The sequence below is a fragment of the Dactylosporangium sp. CA-233914 genome (assembly GCF_050942935.1).
Lineage (GTDB): Bacteria > Actinomycetota > Actinomycetes > Mycobacteriales > Micromonosporaceae > Dactylosporangium.
Genome location: NZ_CP192030.1, coordinates 2,457,011 through 2,481,667, shown reverse-complemented (window position 1 = coordinate 2,481,667; position 24,657 = coordinate 2,457,011). Strand labels below are relative to the sequence as shown.

Genomic DNA, 24,657 nt, shown 5'->3' with positions numbered 1-24,657 from the left:
CACGGCCCCGGTACTTCTCGACGGAAGCTCCGGGGCCGCGCGGGTCTGTGTCGCGGCTTACTTGGAGACGCCGCTGGTGAGGCCGGCCTGGACCTGGCGCTGGAAGACGATGTAGACGATCAGCACCGGCAGCATGGCCATGGTGAGGCCGGCGAACAGGCCGGACCAGTCGGACTTGTACCCCTGCTGCACCGACAGGCTGATCAGGCCCTGGGCGAGCACCTCGTGGACCTTGCCGGCGCCGCTCGTGTCCTGCATGAGCACGGTCGGCAGGTACCACTGGTTCCACTGGCCGAGCACGTTGAAGATGCCGATGCTGATCAGGCCGGGCTTGGCCATCGGCAGCATGACCCTGAAGAACAGCGTGCTGTGCGAGGCCCCGTCCACCAGCGCCGCCTCGGCGACCGAGGAGGGCAGCGTGCGGAAGAACGAGTGCATGAAGAAGATCGTGAACGACAGCGACCAGGCGACGTACACCAGGATCAGCATGAACCGGGAGTTCAGGCCGAGCAGCGGGAACGTGGCGCCGGAATTGAAGACGCCCTTGAACAGCGGCACGACCGCGAGGTACACCGGCAGCGTGAGGCCCGACAGGAACAGGAAGTAGATCGCCCGGTTGCCGGGGAACTCGTAGCGGGCCAGCACGTAGGCGGCCATCGAGCCCAGCAGCATGGTCAGGATGACGCCGCCGCCGACGACGATGACGGTGTTGAAGAAGAACTCGCCGAGGCCGCCCTTGCTCCAGGCGCGGACGAAGTTGTCCCAGTGCAGCGAGTGCGGGTTGAGCGACAAGGGCTCCTTGATGATGTACTTGTCCTCCTTGAAGGACGAGATCACCACCCAGAGGATCGGGTAGACCACCATCAGGGCCCAGACGATCAGGAACAGGTGCGAGAAGCCGCCGAACACCCGGTCGCCGAGCCGGAGCGGCTCCGAGGGGGCCTTCGGTGCCGCGTGGCCGCCATTCCCGGCCGGGGCCGTCCGCCTGTCGTTCACCACCACGTCAGCCATGTCAGAACTCGATTCGTTCGCGGCGGGTAAACCGCAGCTGGAGGGCGGCGATCAGCATCGTGAAGATCGCGAGCGTCACGCCGAGGGCGCAGGCGTAGCCGAACTGACCGCGGTTGAAGGCGGTGAACTGGATCACCGAGGCGAAGATCTCGGAGGCGTGGTCGGGGCCGCCCTGGCTGGGGGTCATGACGTAGACCAGGGCGAACATGTCCAGCGCGGTGATGCCCAGGTAGACCCAGGCGACCGAGATGTTGTCCCGCAGCAGCGGCAGCGTGATGCGCACGAAGGTGTGCACGCGGCCGGCGCCGTCAAGCAGCGCGGCCTCGTAGATCTCCTTGGGGATGCCCTGCATCGCCGCGGAGAACAGGACCATGTAGAAGCCGACGCCGCTCCAGACCGCGATGATGAGCAGCCACCACAGTACGGCGGGGATGCCGAGGATCGGGGTGGGGTCGGCGACGAAGAGGTTCGGGTGCTGGGGGTCGATCAGCCCGAACTTGATGAGCAGGCCGTTGAGCAGGCCCTGGTCGTCGGTGCGGTAGATCTGCTGCCACATGACAGCGATCAGGACCAGGGAGAGCACCTGGGGGAAGAAGAAGATGACCTTGTAGACGCTGGACCCGAAGACCCCCTGGATGCCGGCCCTGTTCCCGCGCCCGCCCACGTTGAGCAGGAACGCGAAGAACAGGGCCAGCAGGATCGTGAACAGCGGCACGGTGACCAGGAAGAACACGTTGTGCCAGAAGGCCTTGTGCACGAGCTCGTCCTTGAACACGCGGACGTAGTTGTCCACGCCCACGAAGTTCTGCTTGCCCGACAAACCGCCCCAATCGGTGAGGGAGTACCCCACCGCCTGGGCGAACGGCCACACCACGTAGAACACGTAGAGCAGTACTGGTAGGGCGAGGAAGCCCGTCACGAACCGCGCTTTACCGTGCCGCATGATCAGTCACTACCTAACCGGGAAACGGGGTCAGTTGGTGCGGGTCTGCTTCTTGATGTTCGAGTCCTTGGCGATCTTGTCGGCGGCCGCCTGCATCTTGCTCACGAACCCCGCGGCGTCGGTACGACCGGCCATCAGGTCCTCGGCGAGGTTGCCGCTCTCCTTGTCGTAGTCGGCGTAGAAGTCCGCGAACTTGAACGAGATGAGTTCCGCCGGGGCGCTCTTCATGAGGGTGTTCGCCGAGGCCAGCGCCGGGTCGTCCACCTTGTCGCCGGAGCCCTTGACGGACGAGAGCGACTTGGTGAGCGAGGCGAAGGTGCCGGCACCCTCGGTGGACAGCATCGCGCGCAGGTACTCCTTCGCGCCGGCGGCGTTCTCCGCCTTCGCCGGGACGACCCAGTCCTCACCCGCGCCGGCGAAGACCGCACCGGGCGCCTTGGGGCTGGCCACGTCCCAGTAGTTCGACAGGGTCAGCTTGAAGTCCGGCGGAAGGGTCTTCGCCATCTCGTTCTTGTACCAGGTGCCCAGCTGGATGAAGGCGGCCTTGCGGTCCAGGTGCGCCTGCTGCGACTGGGTGTGGTTGAGGCCCTGGGAGCCGGCCAGGATCAGCTGGTCCTTGACCAGTTTCTCGATGTTCTGCAGGCCCTCGAGGATGCCCGGGGCCTTCCACGCGTCGGGCTTGAGGTTGTCGATGTCGACGACGGCCTGCTTGCCGGCCGCGTTCCACACGGTCTGCATGATGTGCCAGCGCGGGTAGTAGCCGTGCACGCCGTCGTAGACGAACGGCGCGATGCCGGCGGCCTTGATCTTCGGGGCCAGGGTGAAGAAGTCGGCCCACGTCTTCGGCGCGGTCCAGCCGTTCTTCTCGAACAGGGCGGCGTCGTACCACATGCCGTACACCGTGTAGGCGTACTTCAGCGCGTAGAGCTTGCCCTGGAAGGTGCCGTCGTTGATCGTGCCGGGCAGCAGCGTGTCGCGGACCTTGCCGTTGCCGTCCCACGCGGGGGCGTCGAGCAGGTCGTCGAGGGGCTGGATCGCGCCCTCGTTGATCAGCGTGCTGGGGTCCATCTGGTCGGCGCCCGCGTTGTTGATCAGGTCGCTGGGAGTGGTAGCCATCTTCGGCTGCTCCTGCGTCTTGATCTTCTGGGTCGCGCTCTGGTTCACCGTGACGTTCGCGTGCTTCGCGTTGAAGATCGTGATGTCCTTCTTCGCGTACTCGGTGCCCAGACCGCCGTCGAAGACGACGACCTTGACGGTGGTGCCGTCCTTGACGCCGAACGGATTGTCGGCCGACTTGGTGCCGGTGTTGCTGTCCTTGTTGTCGGACCCGGAGTCGGAACCGGCACAGGCGGAGAGCAGCCCGGCGGCCGGCGTGGCGAGCAGGCCCGCAGCCGCCGCGCGCCGCAGGACGGTACGACGATTCAGTTCGTTGGACATATGGGGGTCTCCTCGGTTCGGGTCAGGCGGTTCGCCGGACACGCCCGGCGTACCGCGACTCGAGGGTGTGGTTGTGCTCGTCCCCGCCGGGGACGTTTGCGGACAGGTAGACGGGAGCCACCTCGCCCGCGGCCTCGATGCGTCGCACGACCTCGGCGACCACCAGCTGCGCGATGAGCGCGTTGGTGACCGACGAGACCGGGCAGACCGCGCCGCCGCTATCCAGCGACAGCAGTGCGTCGCCGTACGGCGCGCCGTTGTCCAGCACGACGTCGGCAATGTCGGCGAGCCGCTGGCCCGACGGGTGCCTGGGGGACACCCGGGCGGTGTGCTCGGCCGATGTGATGGCGATCAACTTGTGCCCGCGCTGCTTGATCAGCAGCGCCATCTCGACGATCCCCCCGTTGATCCCCGACTGTGAGGCCATCACGAACACGTCCTCGGGACGCGGCGCGGCGATCTCGTAGAGCCGGCCCGCGATACTGGGATCGCGCTCCAGCTTCTCGTCTTCGAGGATCTTCGGGTCCGCGCCGCCGTAGACGACGAGGTCCCGAAGGAGAATCTTGTTCGTCGGCACGAGGCCCCCGGCGCGGCCGGCGAAGTCCACCGCCACCGCCTCGGAGTGTCCCGTGCCGAACGCCTGGAGGAGGCCGCCGGCGCGCAGCGCGGCGGTGATGTGGTCGGCCGCCTGGCTGACGGGGTCGACCTGGGTGAGGGCGATCCGGTCGATGACCGACTGGATCGCGGAGACGTAACCGTGAGCGGTGACGGCCATCCCGTCGCCCTTTCTCGCGCGAGCGTCCTGGATAGTGGTCACGACGCTTCCTTTCCGGACGCCGACCGGTGACCGGCGACCGCCTGGGCCGTGACGGAGAACGCTGCGTGGGCGCGCTCGTGGGTGCGCTGGGCGACCGCGATGTACAGCAGGTCGAGCACCACGAGCTGCGGGTGCCGGGCCGAGAGGGCGTCCGGCCGGAAGGTGGTCGCCTGCGTCGCGGTGAGCAGGACGATGTCGGCGACCTCGGCCAGCGGCGAGCGCGGGAAGCTGGTCAGCGCGATCGTCGTCGCGCCCCGGCTGCTCGCCTCGGCGATCATCTCGATCGTCTCGCGGGTCTGCCCACTGTGCGAGACGCCCAGGGCCACGTCGCCGGCCTTGAGCAGCGCCGCGCTGGCCAGGCCGTTGTGCACGTCGGTCCAGGCCCAGGCGGCGATGCCGATGCGGTGCAGGCAGAACTGCATCTCCCCGCCGACCAGCGCGCTGCCGCTCGCGCCGTAGATGTCGACCCGGTCGGCGCGGGCGATGGCCTCCGCGGCGCGCTCGACCTCGGCCAAGTCCAGCAGCGACGCGGTGTCGTGCATCGCCTGCGTGTCGGCGGCCATGATCTGGCCGAGCACGCGCTCGAGGGGATCGGTCGGCTGGATCTCGCGCCCGATGTCCATCGTCCAGCCGCCGGTGCGGGCGGCCCGGCCGGTCTCGCCGGCGATCGCCAGCCGCAGGTCGGCGTAGCCGACGAAGCCCAGCGCCCGGCAGAAGCGGGTCACGGTGGCCGGGGAGGTGCCGCTGCGCTCGGCGAGCTCGACGATCGTCGAGCGGGCCGCGGCGGCGGGGTCGGCCAGGATCAGCTCGGCCACGCGCTGCAGGGCGCCGGTGAACTCGGGCAGCCCGGCGCGGACCCGGACCAGGACGCTCTCGCCGTTGCCATCGGCCGGCGACACCGGGACGGCCAGGCCCGAGGGGGTCAGCACGGGGGCACTGACAGCGGCCGGCACCGCCGTGAGTTCCTCGCGAGACACCATCTCGATCCCTTTCAGCAAGGTTCCTTAACTGTTAGTGGTAAAAGTTCTTACTGCGGGGCCCTTCTTGTCAAGGAGTTGGGTGAAGTTTTCAAACTGTTACCTGCCGAGTGGATCTTAAAGGCACCTAAAAGCCCAGCTCAGACTAGATGTCGATCTTGACGCGAGCGCGCCCGCCGCCCGCCCCAGGAGACCACCCGAGACCGGCGTGACGGCCGGGGCCCCGCGAACTACGCCCGATTTGTTACAAGCGCCGACTGGGCGGGATTCCACCGGTTTCCAGCGAAAAGGCCGAACCAGCCCTTCTGAGCGGGTTCGGCCCTGTCGTTGATCTTCGTGTTGACCTGGGCGTTCTCAGTTCGAAACAGTTCCGTGTTCGTGCAGGGCGTTGGTCAGAATTTCCAAACCCTCGCGCGCCTCGGCCTCGGTGAGGTTCAGCGGCGGGCCCATGCGCAGCGTCGTGCCGTACAGCCCGCCCTTACCGACCAGCAGGCCGTCACGCTTGCAGGATTCGAACACCGCGGTGGTGGCGGCCACGCTGGTCAGCTCCACGCCGATCATGAGCCCTCGGCCCCGCACCTCGGCGATGATCGGGCTGTCGACCGCGCGCAGGCCGCCGAGCAGGATCGCGCCCATCCGCGCCGCGTTGGCCTGCAGGTCGTGCTCGACGATGTAGTCCAGCACCGCGTTGCCGGCCGCCGTGGCGATCGGGTTGCCGCCGAACGTCGAGAACGAGATGCCCTGCACCGACTCCAGCACCTCCGCGCGCCCGACCACCCCGGCCAGGGCGAAGCCGTTGCCGATGCCCTTGGCGAACGTGAGCAGGTCCGGCGTGACGCCGTGCGCCTGGTAGCCCCAGAAGTGCTCGCCGGTGCGGCCCCAGCCGGTCTGCACCTCGTCGGAGATGAGCAGGATGCCGTGCTCGTCCAGCACCCGCTGCCACACCGCCATCAGCTTGTCCGGCCCGTGCGTGAACCCGCCGACGCCCTGGATCGGCTCGGCGATCAGGCACGCGACCGGCCCGGCGGTCGTGGTGGCGAGCACCTCGCGGAGGTCCTCCTCGGCCGCTTCGAGGTGCCGCTCGTCGCTCATGCCCCGCAGCAGTCCGCGCAGGCGGTCCCCGGAGTGCAGGTAGCTCACGTTGTACGGGCTGTACGCCGACGCCGACCAGGCCCGGTTGCCGGTCACCGCGATCGTCGCCGCCGTGCGGCCGTGGTAGCCGTTGCGCACCGCCAGGATGCTGTTGCTGCCGCGCTTGTTGGTGGCGACCTGCAGCGCGGCCTCGTTCGCCTCGGTGCCCGAGTTGGTGAAGAACACCCGCGCGTCGGGGATCCCCGACAGCTTCGCGATCTTCTCGGCCAGCTCCACCTGCGCCCGGATGAGGTACAGCGTGGAGGTGTGCACGATCCCGGTGCGCAGCTGCCGCTCGACCGCCTCGCGCACCTCCGGCAGATCGTAACCGAGCGAGTTGGTCAGCACCCCGCCGAAGAAATCCAGATACGTTTTTCCATCACTGTCCGTGACCCGGGCACCCTTACCGGTGACGAGCTCGATCGGCTCCTCGTAGTACACGGGCATCCAGGCGGGCATGACCCGCCGATGGCGGGCGAGAAGGTCATCCATGCCGTACATTCTCGCGCTGGCGTTTTCAGGGCGCTTCGATATGCTGTCCCGCGATGTTGACGGCACCGAGACGATTCCTCACGCTGTTGGTCACTACGTTGGTTCTGGTGGCCACGTTCGGTAACCCCGCAACCGCGGAACCAACCCCCGGCGCGGACGAGGACGGCGGCCAGAACCTCACCGTGCGTCAGGCTCTGGACAAGGCGACCGCGGAGTACAACGACGCCAAGGGCCGCCTGGACAAGTCGGTGGCCGATCAGGCGGCGATCTCTGACCAGATGGGCAAGACGCAGGCCCGCCTCGGCGAGTTGCAGGCCTCCACGGCGACGATCGCCAACGCGGCGTATCGCGGCCACCGCGTCAGCATCGTCAACGTCGTCATCGGCGCCGACAACCCCGACGACATGCTGCACAACATGGTCACGGTCGAGTACATGCTGCAGCAGGAGAACAACCAGCTGCGCCAGGTCACCGAGGCCCAGCGGCAGCTGGAGCAGCAGCGCAAGGACATCGACGCGGCCGTGGCCAACCAGCAGGCCCAGCTGAAGGTCATGGAGGCCAACAAGAAGGCGGCCGAGGACGCCCTGCGCAAGGCCGGCGGCGGCGCGGACGCGGGCTCGGGCGCCCCCTCCGGCGGCAAGGTCACGACCAACTCGGGCGCCCGCAACTCCGACGGTTCGTATCCGAAGGAGGGCTGCACCCTCGACGACCCGACGACGAGCGGCTGCATCTCCCCGCGCATGCTCAACGCCTACAACGAGGCGCGCCGCGCCGGGTTCACGCACTACACGTCGTGCTACCGCAGCGGCGGGGGCGGCGACCACCCCCTCGGCAAGGCCTGCGACTTCTCCGCCAACGCCTCGACCTTCGTCAACGCCCGGGCGACCGGCGCCGACAAGACCTACGGCGACAACCTGGCCGCCTGGGCACTGGCCAACGCCAAGAACCTCGGCGTGAAATACGTGATCTGGTACAAACGCATCTGGCAACCGAGCAGCGGCTGGAAATCCTACGGCGGCGACGGCACCCCCGCCGGCGACCACTACAACCACGTACACATCTCGATGCAGTAGGTCAGCTGCGCAGGGCGTCCAGGGCCAGCAGTGCCACGTGCAGGGACAGGCAGGACCGCACCGAGTCGAGGTCGGCGCTGAGGATCTTGCCGATCTTGGCCAGGCGCTCGTAGAAGGCCGGTCGGGACAGGTGGCTGTGCTCGGCCGCCGCGGACTTGTTGCGCCCGCAGTCCAGATACGCGCGCAGCACCTCCACCAGCTGCTCGCGCGGGTGGCGGGCGTCGTAGGCCAGCAGCGGGCCCAGCTCGCGCTCCACGAACGTCTGCAGGCGGGGCTCGTCGCGCAGCATGTGCAGCAGGCCGGCCAGACCCACGTCGGTCAGGCGCACCACGCCCGTCGCCGGGTGCCGCACCGCCTCGGCGACCTGGGCGGCCTCGACCAGCGACCGGCGCGCCTCACGCGGAGTCGACACGCCCTCGCCGGCCGCGATCACCACGGAGCCGTCCGAGCGCTGCAGGCGTTCCGCGAACCGCCGCAGGGTCTCGGGCTCCTCGGAGCGGTCGCGAAGCGTCAGCAGTACACCCGCGGAATGCTGGTCCAGAGTGCCGACGAGGGCCTTGACCGACATCTCCGACAGGACCCGCTCCGCAGCGGCCGCCAGCGCCGGGCGCAGCACCAGGCCGACCAGGTGGCGGCGCTCCAGCGGCACACCCAGCGCCCGGGCGCGCAGCATGACCTCCTCGACCGGCATCGTGTGGTTGAGCAGGGCGGTGAGCAGCGTGCGCTGCGGCCCTTCGGGGTCGGGGTCGATCAGGCGGCCCAGGGCGAGGGTCGAGGCCGCGCGTTCGATCAGGATGACGTACCGCGCCTCCGCCGAGGGCACCCGCATCAACAGCCGCCCCCAGTCCTGCCCGCGCGCGCCCACGGCGGTCACCAGCCACCCGGAGCCCGCGTCGAAGCCGGTGCGCCCCGGCGGCCGGATCGCCCGCGAGTGCGCCTCCCAGCTGGCCAGCAGCAGCTGCGCGGAGCCGCCCGCCGCGGAGTACGCGAGCACCTGCCGCGACAGGTTCTCCAGCACCACCGGCGCCCCGGCCAGCACGGCGGCCTGCGCGACGACCTCGGCCGGGCCGGCGCCCTCGACCGAGAGGTCGGTGAAACGTTGGTGGATCTCCTCCGTCGCGCGCAACTCGGCCAGCTGGGTGTCGATGATCATCGAGTGGACGGCCTCGGTGATCGCCACGAACGGCGTGCCGCGGTGCAGCTCGACCAGCGGGAGCCCGAGTTCGTCGGCGGCGCGCACCATGGCGGCCGGCAGCCGGCGGGCGTAGCGCCGGCCGAGCTCGACGGCGAGCCCGCACGCCCCGATCCCGGCGAGGTCGCTGACGTACTGCCGCAGCCCCGCCTCGTCCGGCGGCAGCCCGATCCCGGTGGTCAGCACGAGCTCCCCGCCGCGCAGCAGCGTCGCGATGTCCGGCACCTCGGAGCTGTGCACCCAGCGAACGGCCTGGTCGAGCCCGCGCTCGCCCGCGACGACCCGCGGGGCGCCGTTGCGTACCGGCTCCAGGTCGAGCACCTCGCGGACGGTCGGAAACATCAGCGGGATCGTACAAGCAGAATCGGCCCCATGGCCCAACTGACCGCTTGCCGGTTCCCTTCCCCCGGCCAGGCAGAACCCCGGAAGCGTGCGGCCGATCCCACACAAGGGTCCGCCATATCACCCTGGCGCCCGGAATTCGCGACGGGAGCACTGGGTTGTCGGCGGTATGACGACGATCGGGCTTATCGGTAGTGGCCACATCGGGGGCACGGTGGCGCGGCTGGCGGTTGCGGCCGGCTATGACGTGGTGTTGAGCAACTCGCGGGGTCCCGAGACCCTGGCGGATCTGGTCGCCGAGCTCGGGCCGCGCGCGCGGGCGGGCCGGCCGGCTGATGCCGGCTCGGCGGGCGACATCGTGGTGGTGACCGTGCCGCTGAAGGCATATCGCGACGTGCCGGCCGAGCCGCTGGCCGGCAAGGTGGTCATCGACACCAACAACTACTACCCGGAGCGCGACGGGCAGTTCCCGGAGCTGGACGCCGCGTCGACGACCAGCAGCGAGCTGCTGCAGCGTCACCTGGCGGACGCGAAGGTGGTCAAGGGCTTCAACAACATCTTCTTCAAGCACCTGGAGTCGCTGGCCCGCCCGTCCGGGGCCGCCGATCGCACCGCCCTGCCGATCGCGGGCGACGACGCCGAGGCGAAGCGGGCCGCGGCCGCGTTCCTGGACGCCATCGGCTTCGGCACCGTCGACGTGGGGACCCTCGCCGACAGCTGGCGCACCCAGCCGGGCACCCCCGTGTACGGCGCACCCTACGGCGAGTTCAGCGACCCGGTGGGCACCTCGGCGAGCGCGGAGACCGTCCGGGCGGCGGTGGCCAAGGCGCAACGCTGAGCCGGCGTGCCGCGGCGCCCGCCCACGTGCCGCGTGGGCGGGCGCCGCGGCACGGTCAGTGCAGCATCTCGACGTAGCCGCCGGTCCCGTGCAAGCGGATCCGCTGCCCGTCGGGGATCAGCCGGGTGGCGTCCACCACGCCGACGACGGCCGGCAGGCCGTACTCCCGCGCGATCACCGCACCGTGCGTCATCAATCCGCCGACCTCCGTCACCAGGCCCGCGATGGCGACGAAGAGGGGCGTCCAACTCGGGTCCGTGTGGGGCGTGACGAGGATGTCGCCCGGTTCGAGATCGGCCTCGGCCATGTCCAGGATGACGCGGGCCCGCCCTTCGACCGTCCCGGCGGAGACCGGCAGGCCGACGAGCGCGCCGGGCGGCACGTCGTCGCGCCGGTACACCCCGGCGATGGCCTCGCCGTCCGATGTGAGCACCCGGGGCGGCGTGAGCGCCTGGTGCGAACGGAACACGTCCTTGCGCCGGCGGATGAGCCGGTCGTCCGCCCGGTTCGTGCGCACGACGTCGTGGAACTCCTGGAACGTGAGGAAGAAGACGTCCTCCAGCTCGCGGATCACCCGGGCCCGCACGAGGCGCTCGGCCTCGGCCAGCAACGCCTGCTTGTAGACGAAGTAGCGGCTCACGATGGCGTACTTCGGGTACTCCCGGTAGCCGATGAAGGTCCGGACCCGCTCGATCATCCGCTCGACCTCGCCGGCCTTACGCTCCCCGTCGGGCCGGGCCCGCACGCGTTCGAGCACCTCCTGCGTCTTCTTCTCCGCCTCCTGCTGCCCTTGCTCGAAGCGCCGCTCGGCGGCGCCCGGCTCGAAGTTCCTGACGTTGTCGAGGATCACGGGCACGAGTGTGGAGGGGCGCTCGCTCCAGCGCGGCCTCGTGATGTCGATCTCGCCGACGCAGCGCATGCCGTACTTGTCGAGGTAGGCCTCGATGGCCTCGCGCGCTTCGGTCCCGCCCGCGAGCTTCGGCAGCTCGTCCAGGAAGCCCTCGTCCCCGACATCGCGCAGGAACGCCACCACGTCCGGATACGGGCGGATCACGTCGGCGACGTCGAGGAGCGCCAGCCCCATCTCCGACGTGATGTTGCCGGGGGCGGACAGCGTGAGGGTGTCGGCCGCGTTCGTCTCGCCCAGCCACTCCCGCAGCTTGTCGTTGAGCCACCACGTGGCCTCCATCCCCGCCATGATCGCCTGCACGCTCAGCGGATCACCGAGGACTCGCTTGTGCTCCTCGAAGGCCTCCCGCAGGAAGTCGAACAGCGCCGGTCCGCGGGCCGTCCGGACATCGCGCCGCAGGGCGGCGATGGACGCCTGGCTGCGCTCGATCAGCTCCGTGACGATCGCCGGATCGGTCTCGATCGGGGCGGGTGCGCGGCCGGGCGGCGGCCCGCCGGGTCCGGCGTCCGGAAGCGACGCGACGAAGTCGCCGCGGTCGAGGATGGTCCGCAGCGCGTCCGCGGTCAGCGGATCGGACTTACCCATGAGCTCCAGGAAGCCAGCCCGGCTCGTTGGCGAGGCCAGGCGCCGGGTGGCGTCCACGAACAGCCGCCCGCCGGCCTCAAGCATCGGCGCCATGGCCGTCAGCTGCCACATCGAGAGCCCCAAGGGCTTCATGGCGTCGGTCATCATCTGCTGGTGACCGACGGACAGGTAGACGTGGTTGTCTCGGTCGCCGGCCGGCGGAACGGGAAACAGCGTGGTGATCGGCCGGCTCTGGACGATGTGGAAGTCCTCGCCGGTCAGGCACCACTCGATGTCCTGGGGACAGCCGAAATGCGCCTCGATCCGCCGGCCGAGCTGCGCGAGCCGCACGGCCTGCGCGTCGGTCAGCGCCGGCCGCCGCTGCCGCTCCGCCTCGATCGCCTCTTCCCGCGTCCCGCCTGCCGGCCGGGCGTGGATGGCCCGCTGCTTGGCGGCGATCGCCTTGGCGATGACTTCGCCGTCGCGCACCTTGATCACGTCCGCGTTCACCAGACCGGAGACCAGGGCCTCGCCCAGGCCGAAGCCGGCGTCCACGGAGGCGACCTTCCGGTTGCCCGTGACGGGGTCCGCGGTGAACAGGATGCCGGACGCCTCCGGCCGGATCATCCGCTGCACGACCACGGCCATGTGGACCGTACGGTGGTCGATGCCGTTGCGCTGGCGGTAGATCACGGCCCGCTCGGTGAAAAGCGCGGCCCAGCACCAGCTGACGTGCTGGAGGATCGCGGCCGGCCCCACGACGTTGAGGTACGTGTCGTGCTGGCCCGCGAACGAGGCCGTCGGCGAGTCCTCTGCCGTCGCGCTGGACCGGACGGCGTAGGCAGCTTGCTCGCCGAACTGGGCGAGAGCGCGCGTGATCGCCGCCGCGAGATCGCCAGGAATGGCGTTGCCTTCGATGATCCGGCGGATCTGCGCGCTACGGGTGCGGATCGCCTCCCGGTCATCCGGGTCCAGCCGCGACAGCTCATCGAGCCGATCATCGAGCCGACCCTCGATCGAAGGCCCTTCCGCGATGATCCGCCGGAACGCGTCCGTCGTCACGCAGAAGCCGGCCGGCACGCGGATGCCGTCGATCCGCGACAGCGCCCCCAGGTGCGCGCCCTTGCCGCCAACGACCGCGACGTGCGTCTCGTCAACCTCGTGCAGACCCAGCACGTACTGCCCGATCATCTCGACACCTCCGAAATGTCGGCCGTCCGCTGCGCCCGTACCTCCAGCACACACACCTTGTTCACCCGTCTCCTCGTCGGCGCTCAGCCCGGCCGACGATTCTGCGGCAAGACCCGGGTCTTGCCACAAGCCCCCCGGTGTGTTATACGTTGAAAGTGGCAGGGGAATAGATTTCCCTGCCTTTACTTTTGTCGTCCGGCGGTGCAAGACCGGCACAGCCGGCCGCCGCCCCCCGTGTGGCGGCGGCCGGCGTTGCCCCGGTTCGGCGGTCCTGGCTCAGCGGTCCTGATCGAGGAACGCGAGGGTGGCCGCGGCGAACAGCGGGGACAGGAAGATGTCGTAGTGGGTCAGGCCGGGCAGGATGGCCAGCGCGTGGCCGCCTTTCGGGCGGCCCTCGCCCATCCAGCCGCCGTCGCGCAGGCCGCCGTCGAGGAGGTTGAAGACCTCGGCGTAGTGGCTCGGGGGCGCCATGTCGGCGTCGGCGGCGACGATGAGGGTGGGGACCTGCAGGCCGCGGACCTCCTCGGTGTAGTCGAAGTCCTTCGCCATCGCCTCGCCGATCTTGTCCAGCAGCCGCGGGAAGTCCCCGGGGCGGGGCGCGACCCGCTGGTACAGCTCGTACATCGGGGTGTCCTTCATGAACTCGGCGGCGGCCGCGCTCACCTGGCCCTGCTGCTGCAGCATCTCCGGGTAGATCGCATCGCGGCGGATGTTGGCCGACGCGGAGACCAGCCGGCCGACCTTCTCCGGGTGCCGGATCGCGACCTGGAGGGCGACGCCGCCGCCGAGGGAGTAGCCGACGACGTCGGGCTGGTCCAGGCCGAGGTGGTCGATGAGGGCGGCGACGTCGTCGGCCATCAGGGGGACCGCGAGCGGCCGGTCGATGTCGGCGGTGCGGCCGTGGCCCTGCAGGTCGACGGCGATGACCTGGTGGTGGCCGGCCAGGACGGGCAGGATCGGCCCGAACATCTCGCCAGAGCCGAGACCGCCGTGCAGCAGGATCATCGGGCGTCCGCCGCCGTGGGTCTCGTAGTACAGATTGATGCCGTTGACCTCGGCGTACTGCCCAGATCCGGCGGTGTCGGCGCTCCACTCGGCGGCGGTCATGATCTGCTCCTCAAGGTCTGTTCAGGGCCTGCAGTTCGTACTGTCGCCGGTTCAGACCAGGCGTGCACGGAGAACTCATCGCTCGAGGCGGGGAAATTTTCCGCGCCGCCTCGGCTAGGTTCGGATGATGAGCGATGTGGCGGCAAGCACGTCGATCGAGTCGCAGCTGGAGCCGTACCGCACGGAGCTGACCGGATACTGCTATCGGATGCTGGGCTCGGCGTTCGAGGCCGAGGACGCCGTCCAGGACACGTTCGTGCGGGCCTGGCGGGGTTTCGAACGGTTCGAGGGGCGCTCGGCGCTGCGGTCCTGGCTGTACCGTATCGCGACGAACGTGTGCCTGACCATGCTGGGCAGCGCGCAGCGGCGGGTACGGCCGATGGATCTCGGTCCGGCGGGGTCGGGGCGGGCGAGCGATCCGGGTGAGCCGCGCCCCGAGCAGATCTGGCTGGGGCCGGTGCCGGACGGGCGGGTGCTGCCGGAGATCGCCGACCCGGCCGACGTGGTCGCCGCGCGCGAGTCGGTCCAGCTGGCGTTCGTCGCCGCGCTGCAGCACCTGCCGCCGCGGCAGCGGGCCGTGCTGATCCTGCGGGAGGTCCTCGCGTGGTCGGCACAGGAGGTCGCCGACCTGCTCGACACGTCGGTGGCCGGCGTCAACAGTGCCCTGCAGCGGGCCCGGGCGACGCTCGCGGCCACCGACGTCACCGCCGCCGCCGACCCTCTCGACGAGGAGCAGAAGGCGCTGCTGGCGCGGTATGTGCAGGCGTTCGAGGCGTACGACCTGGAGGCGCTCACGGCGCTGCTGCGCGAGGACGCGACGCTGTCGATGCCGCCGGTGCCGCTGTGGCTGCGCGGCCCCGCCGACATCGTCGCGTGGATGCTGGGCACGGGCAGCGGCTGCCGCGGGTCCCGTCTGGTGCCGGTGACGGCGAACGGGATGCCGGCGTTCGGGCAGTACCGCCCGAGCCTCACCGGTGCCGGACACGACCCGTGGGCGCTGATCGTGCTGGAGCTGTCCGGCGGGCGGATCGCCGCGCTCAACAACTTCCTCGACACGCAGCGGCTGTTCCCGCTGTTCGGCCTGCCGGCCCACCTGGACTGACACTGCCGTCGTGGTCCGCTCCCGGCCGCCACCCGAACGCCGTCACGCTCGTCACGGCCGCTCGATCAACGGGGCGTCGAGCCCGATCAGCGTGATGAGCTGCCGCAGGTGGGGGCCGGCCCCGGTGACGACGAGCCGCCGGCCGTGCCGGCGCGCGGTGAGGTGCAGCCGGGCCAGCGCCTCGACCGTGACCGCGTCCGGGCGCGCGACGGCGGCCACGTCGCAGTGCACGACGCCGGGGCCGGTGCCGCGCAGCAACTGCGCGAGGTCACCGCACAGGACCGGGATGTCCGCGCGGGTGACCGCCGCGCCCAGCAGGAACCTCGCCTCGGTGCCCATCCCCGGTAGGACCGCCCGCGGCCGCGGAACTCATCGCTGCGCCGGCTTCGGGTCAAGGGTGTACGAGCCGCCAGCCGCCGGAACGTATGGTCATTTACGGGTGTCGCGCAGCTTCAAACGTTCCCGAACGTACCAGGCCACAAAGACTGCGAGCGGCACCGCACAGATCGCCATGGCGACGGGTTGCGATACATCGAGGCCCGCGAGAAACCAACCAAAGACGAATGCCACGGGAAGAGCCACGATGATCGCGACACGCAGCTTGGCGCGCGACGCCCCACTTGGTCGCGGTTGGCTCATCGATGTTCTCCTCAAATCAAATCGCCGCGCAGCCCGGGACTTTATCACCGGCAGAATGGCCAGCACCATCGCAAACGTCCACCTACCACCCGCTGCCCCGTGCGGGACGCGATGACTCCCCGTCCCCGGCGCAAGGCAGAATTGACCGGGTGCCGACCATCGAGACGATCACCGACGACGACGAGCGCCTCGGCGACTACCGGGCGCTCACCGACGTCGAGTTGCGCACCCGGTGGGAGCCGCCCAACGGCCTGTTCATCGCCGAGGGCGAGCTCGTCCTGCGCCGCGCTCTGCGGGCCGGCTACCGCCCGCGCTCGGTCCTCGTGGACGCCAAACGCGTCGGTCAGCTCGACGGCCTCCCCCTGGACGACGTCCCCGTCTTCGCCGGCGACCAGGCCGTGCTCGAGGCCACGACCGGCTTCCACGTCCACCGCGGCGTCCTGGCGAGCTTCCACCGCAAGCCGGACCGCACCGCATTCGAGGTCCTCGCGTCCGCCCGGCGCGTCGCGATCCTGGAGGACGTCAACAACCACACCAACGTGGGCGCCATCTTCCGGGGCGCGGCGGCGCTGGGCATGGACGCGGTGCTGCTGTCGCCGTCGTGCGCGGATCCGCTGTATCGCCGCAGTGTCCGCGTGAGCATGGGCGAGGTGTTCGCGGTGCCGTACGCCCGCCTGGACCCCTGGCCGTCCTCGCTCGCTGCCGTTCGCGAGGCCGGGTTCACGCTGCTGGCGATGACCCTGGCCCCGGACGCCATCCCGATGCGGGACCTGAGCGAGCGGCAACGCTCACGGACGGCCCTGCTGCTCGGCGCCGAAGGCCCGGGCCTTACCCGGGCGGCGATGGAGGCGGCCGACGTCCGCGTGGTGATCCCGATGCACAACGGCGTCGACTCACTGAACGTGGCCGCGGCGGCCGCGGTCGCCTTCTACGAACTCTGCCGCTGACCCCGCACGCGAGGGGCATGACCAGGGCCGCTCGCCCCCGCGGGAGGAGTGAGCGGCCCCAGTGGTGTCGTGCTGTCAGGCGTTGTCGCGGTGCTGGTCCGGCGCCGGGTCGTACACGGTGGCCGGGATGCCCTGGGAGCCGGGCAGCTCGCGGGACGGCTGCTCGCCGCCCGAGACCTGGGCGGCCGCCGCGGCGGCCTCCGCGTTGGCCGCGGCCGCGGCCTCTTCGGCCGCGCGGCGGGCCTCCAGGACCTCCGCGGACTCGGCCTCCTCCAGGGAGCTCTGGTCGACGTGGCGGGAGCGCTCGTCGTTGGACATCTGGCCGATGCCGCCCAGGGCGCCACCGATGCCCTCCAGGGCCTTGGTCAGCTCGACCGGCAGGATCCACAGCTTGTTGGACTGGCCGGCGGCGATCTGGGGCAGGGACTGCAGGTACTGGTACGCCATCACCTTCGAGTCCGGGTTGGCCAGGTGGATGGAGTCCACGACGGTGCGGATGGCCTTCGCCTGGCCCTCGGCCGTCAGGATGCGGGACTGCCGTTCGCCCTCCGCCCGGAGGACTGCCGCCTGCTTCTCACCCTCGGCGGTGAGGATCTGGGACTGCTTGAGGCCCTCGGCGTGCAGGATCGCGGCGCGGCGGTCGCGCTCGGCGCGCATCTGCTTCTCCATCGAGTCGCGGATGCTCGGCGGCGGCTCGATGGCCTTGATCTCGACGCGGGTGACCTTGATGCCCCAGCGGCCCGTGGTCTCGTCCAGCACGCCGGAGAGGTGACGGTTGATCTCGTCACGGCTGGTGAGCGCCTTCTCCAGGTCGAGCGAGCCGATGACGTTACGCAGCGTGGTCACGGTCAGCTGCTCGATGGCCTGCAGGTAGGAGAAGATCTCGTAGGTCGCGCGGACGGAGTCGACGACCTTGAAATACAGGACCGTGTCGATCGACACGACCAGGTTGTCGGACGTGATGACCGGCTGGGGCGGGAAGTTGACGACCGCCTCACGCTTGTCGACCTTGTTGCGGACCGAGTCGATGAACGGCACCAGGATGTTCAGGCCCGGGGTCAGCGTCCGGCTGTACTTGCCGAGGCGCTCGACGACGTACTCCACCTGCTGCGGTACGACCTTCACCGACTTGGCCACGGTGATGATGGCGATAAGGGCGGCGACGATCACCACGATCGCCAGGAACGTGCTCGGATCCACTTGGGCCTCAGTCCTTCCACACCATTGCGGTGGCACCCTTGATCTCGATCACCCGGACCCGCTCGCCGGCGCTGAAGCGCTGCGTGACGTCGTAGGGCCGGGCGCGCCAGAGTTCCCCTTCAATCTTGATCATGCCGCTGTCATTGTCGACGTCCTCCAGCACGAGCGCCATCGAACCCTCGATGGCCTCGACACCCATCTGGGTGTCGCGTTCGTCGCGGTGCATGTATCGGCGCAGCGTGGGCCGCACCGCCACGAAGGACAGCGCGCTCACCACGGCGAAGACGGCGGCCTGGATCGGCTCGTTCGCCCCGAGGGCGGCGGCCCCGGCGGCGGCGAACGCACCGATCGCGAACATCAGCAGCACGAACGTGGTCGTGAAGACCTCCGCCGCGACGAGTGCGGCGCCGACGATCAACCAGACGATCAGCCAGACATCCACACTTCGATCGTGTCACGCCGGTGCACGTCCCGTCGCCCGCGGGAGCCTCCGGTTGCGAGAACCTTGCAAAACGACCGCGACCCTTGCGCCCGGTGCGCAGTTGGGCTGATCGTGACCCGCGTGCCCCTCCTGCCCGAGACGACCGCCCGCATCGACGAACTGGTCGCCCGCGCCCACGCGAGCGCCCGGGTGCCGACCCTGGTCGCGGGCGTGGTCCGCGACGGGACGCCGGCCCACGTGGCCGCGGCCGGGCCGTACCTGGCCGGCCAGCAGTTCCGGATCGGCTCGATCACCAAGACGATGACCGCCGCGCTGGTGCTCGCCCTGCGCGACGAGGGCAAGCTGGCGCTCGACGACCTGCTGTACCGCCACCTGCCCGGCACACCCGTCGGCGCGGTGACCCTGCGCCAACTGCTCGGCCACGCCGGCGGCGTCCAGCGCGAGCCCGACGGGGACTGGTGGGAGCGCAACGCCGGCACCGACGTCGACACGTTCCTGTCGACCCTCACCGCCGACAAGGTCGCGTACCCGCCCCTGCACGGCTTCCACTACTCCAACCTCGCCTACGGGCTGCTCGGCGCCGTCGTCGCCCGCCTCGGCGGCGAGGACTGGCGGGAGATGGTCCACAAGCGGCTGCTGCGCCCGCTCGGGCTGAAGCGCACCACGTACGCCGCGGCGGAGCCGTTCGCCAGGGGGTACGTCATGCATCCCTGGCTCGACCAGATGCGCGAGGAGCCCCGCCTGGACGCGGGCGCCATGGCCCCGGCCGGTCAGCTGTGGTCGACGGTCGAGGACCTCTCGCGCTGGGCCGCGTTCCTGGCCGACCCCGACCCCGCCGTCCTCGCCCCGGCCACGGTGGCCGAGATGTGCGCCCCGGTGGTCCTGAGCGACCTGGAGAGCTGGCGCGAGGGCCACGGCGTGGGCCTGCAGCTGTGGCGGCGCGGCGAGCGGGTGTTCGTGGGGCACAGCGGGTCGATGCCCGGTTACGTCGCGGTCCTGGCCGTCCACCGCCCGTCGCGCACCGCGGTGGTGGCGTTCGCGAACGCGTACACGATGCATCACCCCGGCGGGCTGAGCGGCTTCGGCCTGGACCTGCTGGAGACGGTCCTCGACCGCGAGCCGGCGCGTCCGGCGCCCTGGCGGCCGGGCACTGCCCCGCCGGCGTCCGTGGCACCGTTGACGGGGCGCTGGTGGTGGATGGGGCGCGAGTACGAGGCCGGCTGGGTCGACGACGCCCTCGTGGTCACGCCGCTGACGACGGGCGACGCCCCGTGGCGCTTCGAGCCGGACGGGCCGGCGCAGGATCGCTGGCGGGGCCGCTCGGGCGAGAACGACGGCGAGATCCTGCAGGTGCGCCGCTCCGCCTCGGGCGAGGTCGTGGCGCTGGACATCGCCACGTTCGTCTTCACCCGGGACCCGTGGCCGGACCTTCGCTGAGCTGCGCTTTACGAAAAGTCGGGCGCTCCGCGCCACGACTTTTCGGATTTATACCCCGACAGGGCATAAGTCCGATATGTCGGAGCGGAGCGGCGCGGAGCGCCCGACATATCGGAAATTCCCGTTGCGGTACAGCCGGAGCTAACCGGACAAATCGCTCAGACATCCTCGTCGGGCTCGGTCACGAAGTCGATCAGCCGCTCCATCGAGTTGATCAGCGGCGTCTCCACGTCCCGGAAGCTCGACACCGACGCCAGAATCCGCCGCCACATGTCGGCCGGCTCCGCGACCCCCAGGGCCGCGCAGACGCCCTCCTTCCAGGGCCGCCCCGGCGGCACCACAGGCCATTCGCGGATGCCCACGGCGGAGGGCTTCACGGCCTGCCACACGTCGACGTACGGATGCCCGGTCACCAGCACGTACGGCGACTGCACCGCCGCCACGATCCGGCTCTCCTTCGAGCCGGGCACCAGGTGGTCGACCAGGACGCCGAGGCGGGCCACCGGCCCGGGCGAGAACTCCCGCACGGCCGCCGCCAGCTCGTCGATGCCCTCCAGCGGCTCCACCACCACGCCCTCGATGCGCAGGTCGTCGCCCCAGATGCGCTCCACCAGGGCGGCGTCGTGGACACCCTCGACCCAGATCCGGCTGCGCCGGGCCACCCGCGCCGAGTGCCCGGCCACGGCGATGGACCCCGACGCCGTCCGCTTGCGCTGCTCCACCCGCGCGGGCGCCGGCCGTACGAGCGTCACCGTCTGCCCCTCGAGGAGGAACGCGGCCGGCTCCAGCGGGAAGTTGCGCCGGTTGCCGAAGCGGTCCTCGAGCACCACGGCCCCGAACTCGAACCCGACCACGGCCCCGCAGAAACCGGAGTCGGCGTCCTCCACGACCAGCTCCAGCTCGGCCTCGACCACCGGCACCGCGCGCCGGCGCCGCCAGTCGTTGTTCGCCAGGACGTCCATGGCCGGGAAGCGTATCGGCTGACGGCCCGTTCGCCTGCGAGACATACCGGCACGTCAGCACGTACCCTTGCTCCCATGTCCCCCGCAGCACGCGCGGCGACCCTCCAGGCGCGCCGCTCGGCGCGTTTCGTGGCATGGGTCCGGGCGTGGCGCGCCGGCCTGGTGCCGTGCGACGACGCCGCCGCCGAGATCTCCGGCGACGAGGAGCACATGGTCTCCGACGTCCCCGGCACGTGGACCGACGTGCCGCTCGCCGACGCCCTGGCGTCGCTGTCGAAGCTGCACCCGGATGAGGTACGCCTCGTGCTCCCCGCACCCGGCGACCCCCGCGGCCTGCCGGGCCCGGGCCCCTTCACCGGTGCCGCCCTGCTCGCCGGCGAGGGCGTGATCGCGGGCGGCCTGGGCTTCGTGCCGGAAGTACGCTTGCACACGTCGGGCTCGGGCGACGAGTTCGAGACCGTACGCTGGCAGGTGTTCGCACTACCGCAGGACCGGCCGGCGACCCACGAGCCGAACACGGCCGAGGCGGAGGCCGAGCTGTCCGCGGAGCTGGCCACGGCCACGCGCACCCTCGCGAAGCTCGACATCGCCCAGTGGCGCCCGGAGCTCGCCGGCGCGATCGAGGCCCTGCGCAAGCCCGACTCCGCGGCCGACCTCCCGCCGGGCTACGACCCGAGGGCCCGCCGCCTGTTCGCCCGTGCGAGCATCCTCGACCGCGTGCTGGCGCTGGCCGAACACGCGGCCCCGGGCGGCGCGGTCAACGGCTACGAGGTCCAGCAGCGCGACGCGGCCCTGCGCCCGCTGACGACGGCCTGCCGCCGGGCCCTGGTCGCCGCCTGCAACGCCCCGCTGCTGTAGGGCCGTTCCCGGTTCGCGAAAAGTCGGGCGCTCCGCGCCACGACTTTTCGGACTTTTCGCCTGACAGGTCATAAATCCGATATGCGGGAGCACAGCGGCGGGCCGCGGTCCAAGAGAGACCGGCAGCGGGAGCACAGCGGCACGGGCCGCGGTCCAACTAGAAGAGACCGACAATCGGTCAAGATCACGCCTCGTCGCGGCGGGCGCCTCACCCCCTTGGACCTGCCGCGCCGCGGTCGCACGGCGGGCGGGGAGATGCAGGCAGGGCGCCTGTTGCCGGTCGCTCCAAGGCGCAAGAAAAGCCCGGCACGGACCACCAGCCGGAAACGGAAGCGCAAGAAGACTCGGCACGGACCACCAGCCGAACGTGCGAGCGCGAGAAGTCCGGCGCGGGGCGCCGGACCTCTGCGTCGGGTCGTCAGACCTCGTCGATCAGGTGCGCGACCGAAGGGATGATCCGCGAGGGCCGGTACGGGTACCGCTCCACGTCCGCCGTGGTCGAGATTCCGCTCAGCACCAGGATCGTCTCCAGGCCGGCCTCCAGCCCGCACAGGACGTCGGTGTCCATGCGGTCGCCGATCATCGCCGTCGTCTCCGAATGCGCGTCGATGCTGTTCAGCGCCGAGCGCATCATCATCGGGTTCGGCTTGCCGATGAAGTATGGCTCGATGCCCGTCGCCTTCGAGATGAGGGCCGCCACCGCGCCGCAGGCCGGCAGGGCGCCCTCGTTCGACGGGCCGGTCGCGTCCGGGTTGGTGCAGATGAACCGGGCGCCGTCGTTGATGAGGCGGATGGCGGTGGTGATCGCCTCGAAACTGTACGTGCGGGTCTCCCCCAGCACCACGTAGTCGGGCTCGGTGTCGGTGAGGATGTACCCGACCTCGTGCATCGCGGTCGTCAGCCCCGCCTCGCCGATGACGTAGGCGGTGCCGCCCGGGCGCTGGGTGTCCAGGAACTGCGCGGTCGCCAGCGCCGAGGTCCAGATCGCCGACTCCGGGACGTCGAATCCGATGCGGCGCAGCCGGGCCTGCAGGTCGCGTGCGGTGTAGATGGAGTTGTTGGTCAGGATCAGGAACGGCTTGCCGGACGAGCGCAGCCGGTTGACGAACTCCGGTGCGCCCGGCACGGGCTCGCCCTCGTGCACGAGGACCCCGTCCATGTCGGTGAGCCAGGACTCGATGGGCTTGCGTTCTCTCACGCGCAACATACTCCCTCGGATACGTTTCAAACCTATGCGCGTTTCGGTGACGCGCAGCAGTCAGCGGGGCAGAAATCCCAGGTCGGGACGGTTCCCAGCGCGTGACGCACATTACTGTGAGCAAGGACGCGCTCGTCGACGAGCTGTCGGATCATGTCCACGAAGCGCGGGTCGGCGCCGGGGGTGGCGGCGCGGGCGTAGGCCAGGCCGAGCCGGGCGGCGGTGGCACGGGCCTCCTCGTCGAGGTCCCAGATGACCTCCAGGTGGTCGGAGATGAACCCGATCGGGCTCACCACGACCTCGGTCACACCCCCCTTCGCCAGCGCCTCCAGGTGGTCGTTGACGTCCGGCTCCAGCCACGGCACCTGCGGCGGGCCGGAGCGGCTCTGCCAGACCAGGTCCCAGGACAGCTCCGGGGCGGCCTCGGCGGCGACCAGGGCCGCGGTCTCGCGCAGCTGCGCCTCGTAGCGCCCGACGCCGCCCGGGCCGCTGGCCGCGTTCATCGACACCGGGATCGAGTGTGCGGTGAAGACCAGCCGGGCCGCCATCCGCGACGGCAGCGCGGCCAGGGCGGCGCGCACGGCGTCGGCGTGCGGGTGGATGTACCCGGGATGGTCGTGGTAGTGCCGGATCTTGTCGATGACGGGCGCGCCGGGCACCTCGGCCCGGGCCCGGTCAATGTCCTGCAGGTACTGCCGGCACGAGGAGTACGACCCGAACGGGCTCGTGGCGAAGGCGATCACGCGCCGCACGCCGTCGTCGCGCATCTGCCGGACGGTGTCGGCGAGCATCGGGTGCCAGTTGCGGTTGCCCCAGTAGATGGGCAGGTCCAGGTGGGGGCGGAGGGCCTCGATGAGCTCGCGGCACTGGGCGTTGATCGGTGAGACGCCGCCGAAGTGGCGGTAGTGACCGGCGACGGCCTCCAGCCGCTCGCGTGGGATGCCCCGGCCGCGGGTCACGTTCTCCAGGAAGGGCAGGACGTCGTCCTGCCCTTCCGGGCCGCCGAACGAAAGCAGGAGGAACGCGTCATAAACCACGTCCCCCATTCTGCAACCGCGTCAGGAGGAGCCGACCGCGTGGTAGCCGCCGTCGACGTGGACGATCTCGCCGGTCGTGGCCGGGAACCAGTCGGACATGAGGGCGCAGCAGGCCTTGGCCGCGGCGGCCTGGTCGTACAGGTCCCAGCCGAGCGGCGCGGCCTTGGCCCAGGAGTCCTCGAAGACCGAGAAGCCCGGGATCGACTTGGCCGCCATGGTCCGCAGCGGCCCGGCCGCGACCAGGTTGACGCGGATGCCGCGCGGCCCGAGCTCGCGAGCCAGGTAGCGCGACGTGGACTCGAGGCCGGCCTTCGCCACGCCCATCCAGTCGTACACCGGCCAGGCCTTCGACGCGTCGAAGTCCAGGCCCACGATCGACCCGCCGTTGCTCATGAGGGGCAGGCAGGCGACGGCGAGCGACTTGAACGAGAACGTCGAGACGTGCACCGCGGTGGCGACGTCCGCCCACGGCGCGGCCAGGAAGTCGCCGCCGAGGCAGCTCGCCGGCGCGAAGGCGATCGAGTGCAGCACGCCGTCGAGCCCGTCGGCGTGCTCGCGCACCTTGTCGGCCAGGCCGTCGAGGTGCTCCTGGTTGGTCACGTCGAGCTCGATGACCGGGGCCTCCTGCGGCAGCCGCTTGGCGATGCGCTCTACCAGCGACAGCCGGCCGAAGCCGGTGAGCACGACCTGGGCGCCCTGCTCCTGGGCGACCTTCGCGGCGGAGAAGGCGATGGACTGTTCGGTGATGATCCCGGTGATCAGCAGCCGCTTGCCTTCGAGAAGTCCTGCCATAGTTCAGGCGTCTCCTAA

At 70.5% G+C, this 24,657-nt stretch carries 23 protein-coding genes; 6 read left to right on the top strand and 17 right to left on the bottom strand.

Annotated features, from left to right (window positions below):
- Positions 1–57: 57 nt before the first annotated feature.
- From ACQPY0_RS11400 to ACQPY0_RS11375, 6 genes are all read right to left on the bottom strand, one after another.
- Positions 58–864, bottom strand: coding sequence for a carbohydrate ABC transporter permease (locus tag ACQPY0_RS11400; RefSeq protein ID WP_432995180.1), 807 nt, complete (start codon positions 862–864; stop codon positions 58–60).
- 148 nt (positions 865–1,012) lie between these two features.
- Complete coding sequence (locus ACQPY0_RS11395) at positions 1,013–1,954, bottom strand: carbohydrate ABC transporter permease (protein WP_432987657.1); 942 nt, start codon at positions 1,952–1,954, stop codon at positions 1,013–1,015.
- Between the two features lie 30 nt (positions 1,955–1,984).
- Positions 1,985–3,391, bottom strand: coding sequence for an N-acetylglucosamine/diacetylchitobiose ABC transporter substrate-binding protein (gene ngcE, locus ACQPY0_RS11390; RefSeq protein ID WP_432987655.1), 1,407 nt, complete (start codon positions 3,389–3,391; stop codon positions 1,985–1,987).
- A 22-nt stretch (positions 3,392–3,413) separates the two neighbouring features.
- Complete coding sequence (locus ACQPY0_RS11385; RefSeq protein ID WP_432995178.1) at positions 3,414–4,166, bottom strand: sugar isomerase domain-containing protein; 753 nt, start codon at positions 4,164–4,166, stop codon at positions 3,414–3,416.
- A gap of 38 nt (positions 4,167–4,204) precedes the next feature.
- Positions 4,205–5,188, bottom strand: coding sequence for a MurR/RpiR family transcriptional regulator (locus ACQPY0_RS11380; RefSeq protein ID WP_432987653.1), 984 nt, complete (start codon positions 5,186–5,188; stop codon positions 4,205–4,207).
- A 351-nt stretch (positions 5,189–5,539) separates the two neighbouring features.
- On the bottom strand, positions 5,540–6,817 hold the full coding sequence (locus ACQPY0_RS11375) for an aspartate aminotransferase family protein (protein ID WP_432987651.1): 1,278 nt from the start codon (positions 6,815–6,817) through the stop codon (positions 5,540–5,542).
- Between the two features lie 98 nt (positions 6,818–6,915).
- Between ACQPY0_RS11375 and ACQPY0_RS11370 the strand changes: the two genes are divergently transcribed.
- Positions 6,916–7,881, top strand: a complete 966-nt coding sequence (locus tag ACQPY0_RS11370) for a coiled-coil domain-containing protein (protein WP_432987649.1) — start codon at positions 6,916–6,918, stop codon at positions 7,879–7,881.
- Position 7,882: 1 nt separating this feature from the next.
- Here ACQPY0_RS11370 and ACQPY0_RS11365 read toward each other — a convergent pair whose 3' ends face one another.
- Positions 7,883–9,415, bottom strand: a complete 1,533-nt coding sequence (locus ACQPY0_RS11365; protein ID WP_432987647.1) for a PucR family transcriptional regulator — start codon at positions 9,413–9,415, stop codon at positions 7,883–7,885.
- 169 nt (positions 9,416–9,584) lie between these two features.
- Here ACQPY0_RS11365 and ACQPY0_RS11360 point away from each other — a divergent pair, with 169 nt between their 5' ends.
- The gene (locus tag ACQPY0_RS11360) at positions 9,585–10,253 is read left to right on the top strand and encodes an NADPH-dependent F420 reductase (RefSeq protein WP_432987645.1); all 669 of its coding nucleotides are present in this window, start codon (positions 9,585–9,587) and stop codon (positions 10,251–10,253) included.
- 55 nt (positions 10,254–10,308) lie between these two features.
- Here the strand turns inward: ACQPY0_RS11360 and rph are convergent, their stop codons facing one another.
- Positions 10,309–12,918 (bottom strand): rifamycin-inactivating phosphotransferase, encoded by a 2,610-nt coding sequence (rph, locus tag ACQPY0_RS11355; RefSeq protein WP_432987643.1) that lies wholly within the window; start codon positions 12,916–12,918, stop codon positions 10,309–10,311.
- Between the two features lie 276 nt (positions 12,919–13,194).
- Positions 13,195–14,025, bottom strand: a complete 831-nt coding sequence (locus tag ACQPY0_RS11350; RefSeq protein ID WP_432987641.1) for an alpha/beta fold hydrolase — start codon at positions 14,023–14,025, stop codon at positions 13,195–13,197.
- Between the two features lie 127 nt (positions 14,026–14,152).
- Between ACQPY0_RS11350 and ACQPY0_RS11345 the strand changes: the two genes are divergently transcribed.
- Positions 14,153–15,127 carry a sigma-70 family RNA polymerase sigma factor gene (locus ACQPY0_RS11345; protein WP_432987639.1) on the top strand — a complete coding sequence of 325 codons (975 nt, stop codon included), beginning with the start codon at positions 14,153–14,155 and terminating at the stop codon, positions 15,125–15,127.
- Between the two features lie 51 nt (positions 15,128–15,178).
- Here ACQPY0_RS11345 and ACQPY0_RS11340 read toward each other — a convergent pair whose 3' ends face one another.
- Positions 15,179–15,466, bottom strand: a complete 288-nt coding sequence (locus tag ACQPY0_RS11340; RefSeq protein ID WP_432987637.1) for an STAS domain-containing protein — start codon at positions 15,464–15,466, stop codon at positions 15,179–15,181.
- Between the two features lie 90 nt (positions 15,467–15,556).
- A complete protein-coding gene (locus ACQPY0_RS11335; RefSeq protein ID WP_432987635.1) occupies positions 15,557–15,835 on the bottom strand; it encodes a hypothetical protein in 279 nt (92 codons plus the stop codon).
- Between the two features lie 80 nt (positions 15,836–15,915).
- Here ACQPY0_RS11335 and ACQPY0_RS11330 point away from each other — a divergent pair, with 80 nt between their 5' ends.
- Positions 15,916–16,713 carry a TrmH family RNA methyltransferase gene (locus tag ACQPY0_RS11330; RefSeq protein ID WP_432987633.1) on the top strand — a complete coding sequence of 266 codons (798 nt, stop codon included), beginning with the start codon at positions 15,916–15,918 and terminating at the stop codon, positions 16,711–16,713.
- A 75-nt stretch (positions 16,714–16,788) separates the two neighbouring features.
- On the opposite strand, the gene ACQPY0_RS11325 is transcribed toward ACQPY0_RS11330, so the two are convergent.
- On the bottom strand, positions 16,789–17,913 hold the full coding sequence (locus ACQPY0_RS11325; protein ID WP_432987631.1) for an SPFH domain-containing protein: 1,125 nt from the start codon (positions 17,911–17,913) through the stop codon (positions 16,789–16,791).
- 7 nt (positions 17,914–17,920) lie between these two features.
- The gene (locus ACQPY0_RS11320) at positions 17,921–18,355 is read right to left on the bottom strand and encodes an NfeD family protein (protein ID WP_432987629.1); all 435 of its coding nucleotides are present in this window, start codon (positions 18,353–18,355) and stop codon (positions 17,921–17,923) included.
- Positions 18,356–18,475: 120 nt separating this feature from the next.
- Here ACQPY0_RS11320 and ACQPY0_RS11315 point away from each other — a divergent pair, with 120 nt between their 5' ends.
- Positions 18,476–19,792, top strand: coding sequence for a serine hydrolase domain-containing protein (locus tag ACQPY0_RS11315; RefSeq protein ID WP_432987627.1), 1,317 nt, complete (start codon positions 18,476–18,478; stop codon positions 19,790–19,792).
- A 158-nt stretch (positions 19,793–19,950) separates the two neighbouring features.
- Here ACQPY0_RS11315 and ACQPY0_RS11310 read toward each other — a convergent pair whose 3' ends face one another.
- A complete protein-coding gene (locus ACQPY0_RS11310; RefSeq protein WP_432987625.1) occupies positions 19,951–20,754 on the bottom strand; it encodes a DUF3097 domain-containing protein in 804 nt (267 codons plus the stop codon).
- Positions 20,755–20,829: 75 nt separating this feature from the next.
- On the opposite strand from ACQPY0_RS11310, the gene ACQPY0_RS11305 reads away from it, so the two are divergent.
- Positions 20,830–21,612: a hypothetical protein gene (locus ACQPY0_RS11305; protein ID WP_432987623.1), complete on the top strand. Its 783-nt coding sequence runs from the start codon at positions 20,830–20,832 to the stop codon at positions 21,610–21,612.
- Positions 21,613–22,030: 418 nt separating this feature from the next.
- Here the strand turns inward: ACQPY0_RS11305 and ACQPY0_RS11300 are convergent, their stop codons facing one another.
- From ACQPY0_RS11300 to fabI, 3 genes are read right to left on the bottom strand one after another with little or no spacing between them, the layout of a single operon-like run.
- Entirely contained in the window at positions 22,031–22,819 is a 789-nt protein-coding gene (locus ACQPY0_RS11300) for an HAD-IIA family hydrolase (protein WP_432987621.1), read from the bottom strand.
- A 23-nt stretch (positions 22,820–22,842) separates the two neighbouring features.
- Positions 22,843–23,847 carry a ferrochelatase gene (locus ACQPY0_RS11295; RefSeq protein WP_432987619.1) on the bottom strand — a complete coding sequence of 335 codons (1,005 nt, stop codon included), beginning with the start codon at positions 23,845–23,847 and terminating at the stop codon, positions 22,843–22,845.
- 21 nt (positions 23,848–23,868) lie between these two features.
- On the bottom strand, positions 23,869–24,639 hold the full coding sequence (fabI, locus tag ACQPY0_RS11290) for an enoyl-ACP reductase FabI (protein WP_432987617.1): 771 nt from the start codon (positions 24,637–24,639) through the stop codon (positions 23,869–23,871).
- Positions 24,640–24,657: the final 18 nt, after the last annotated feature.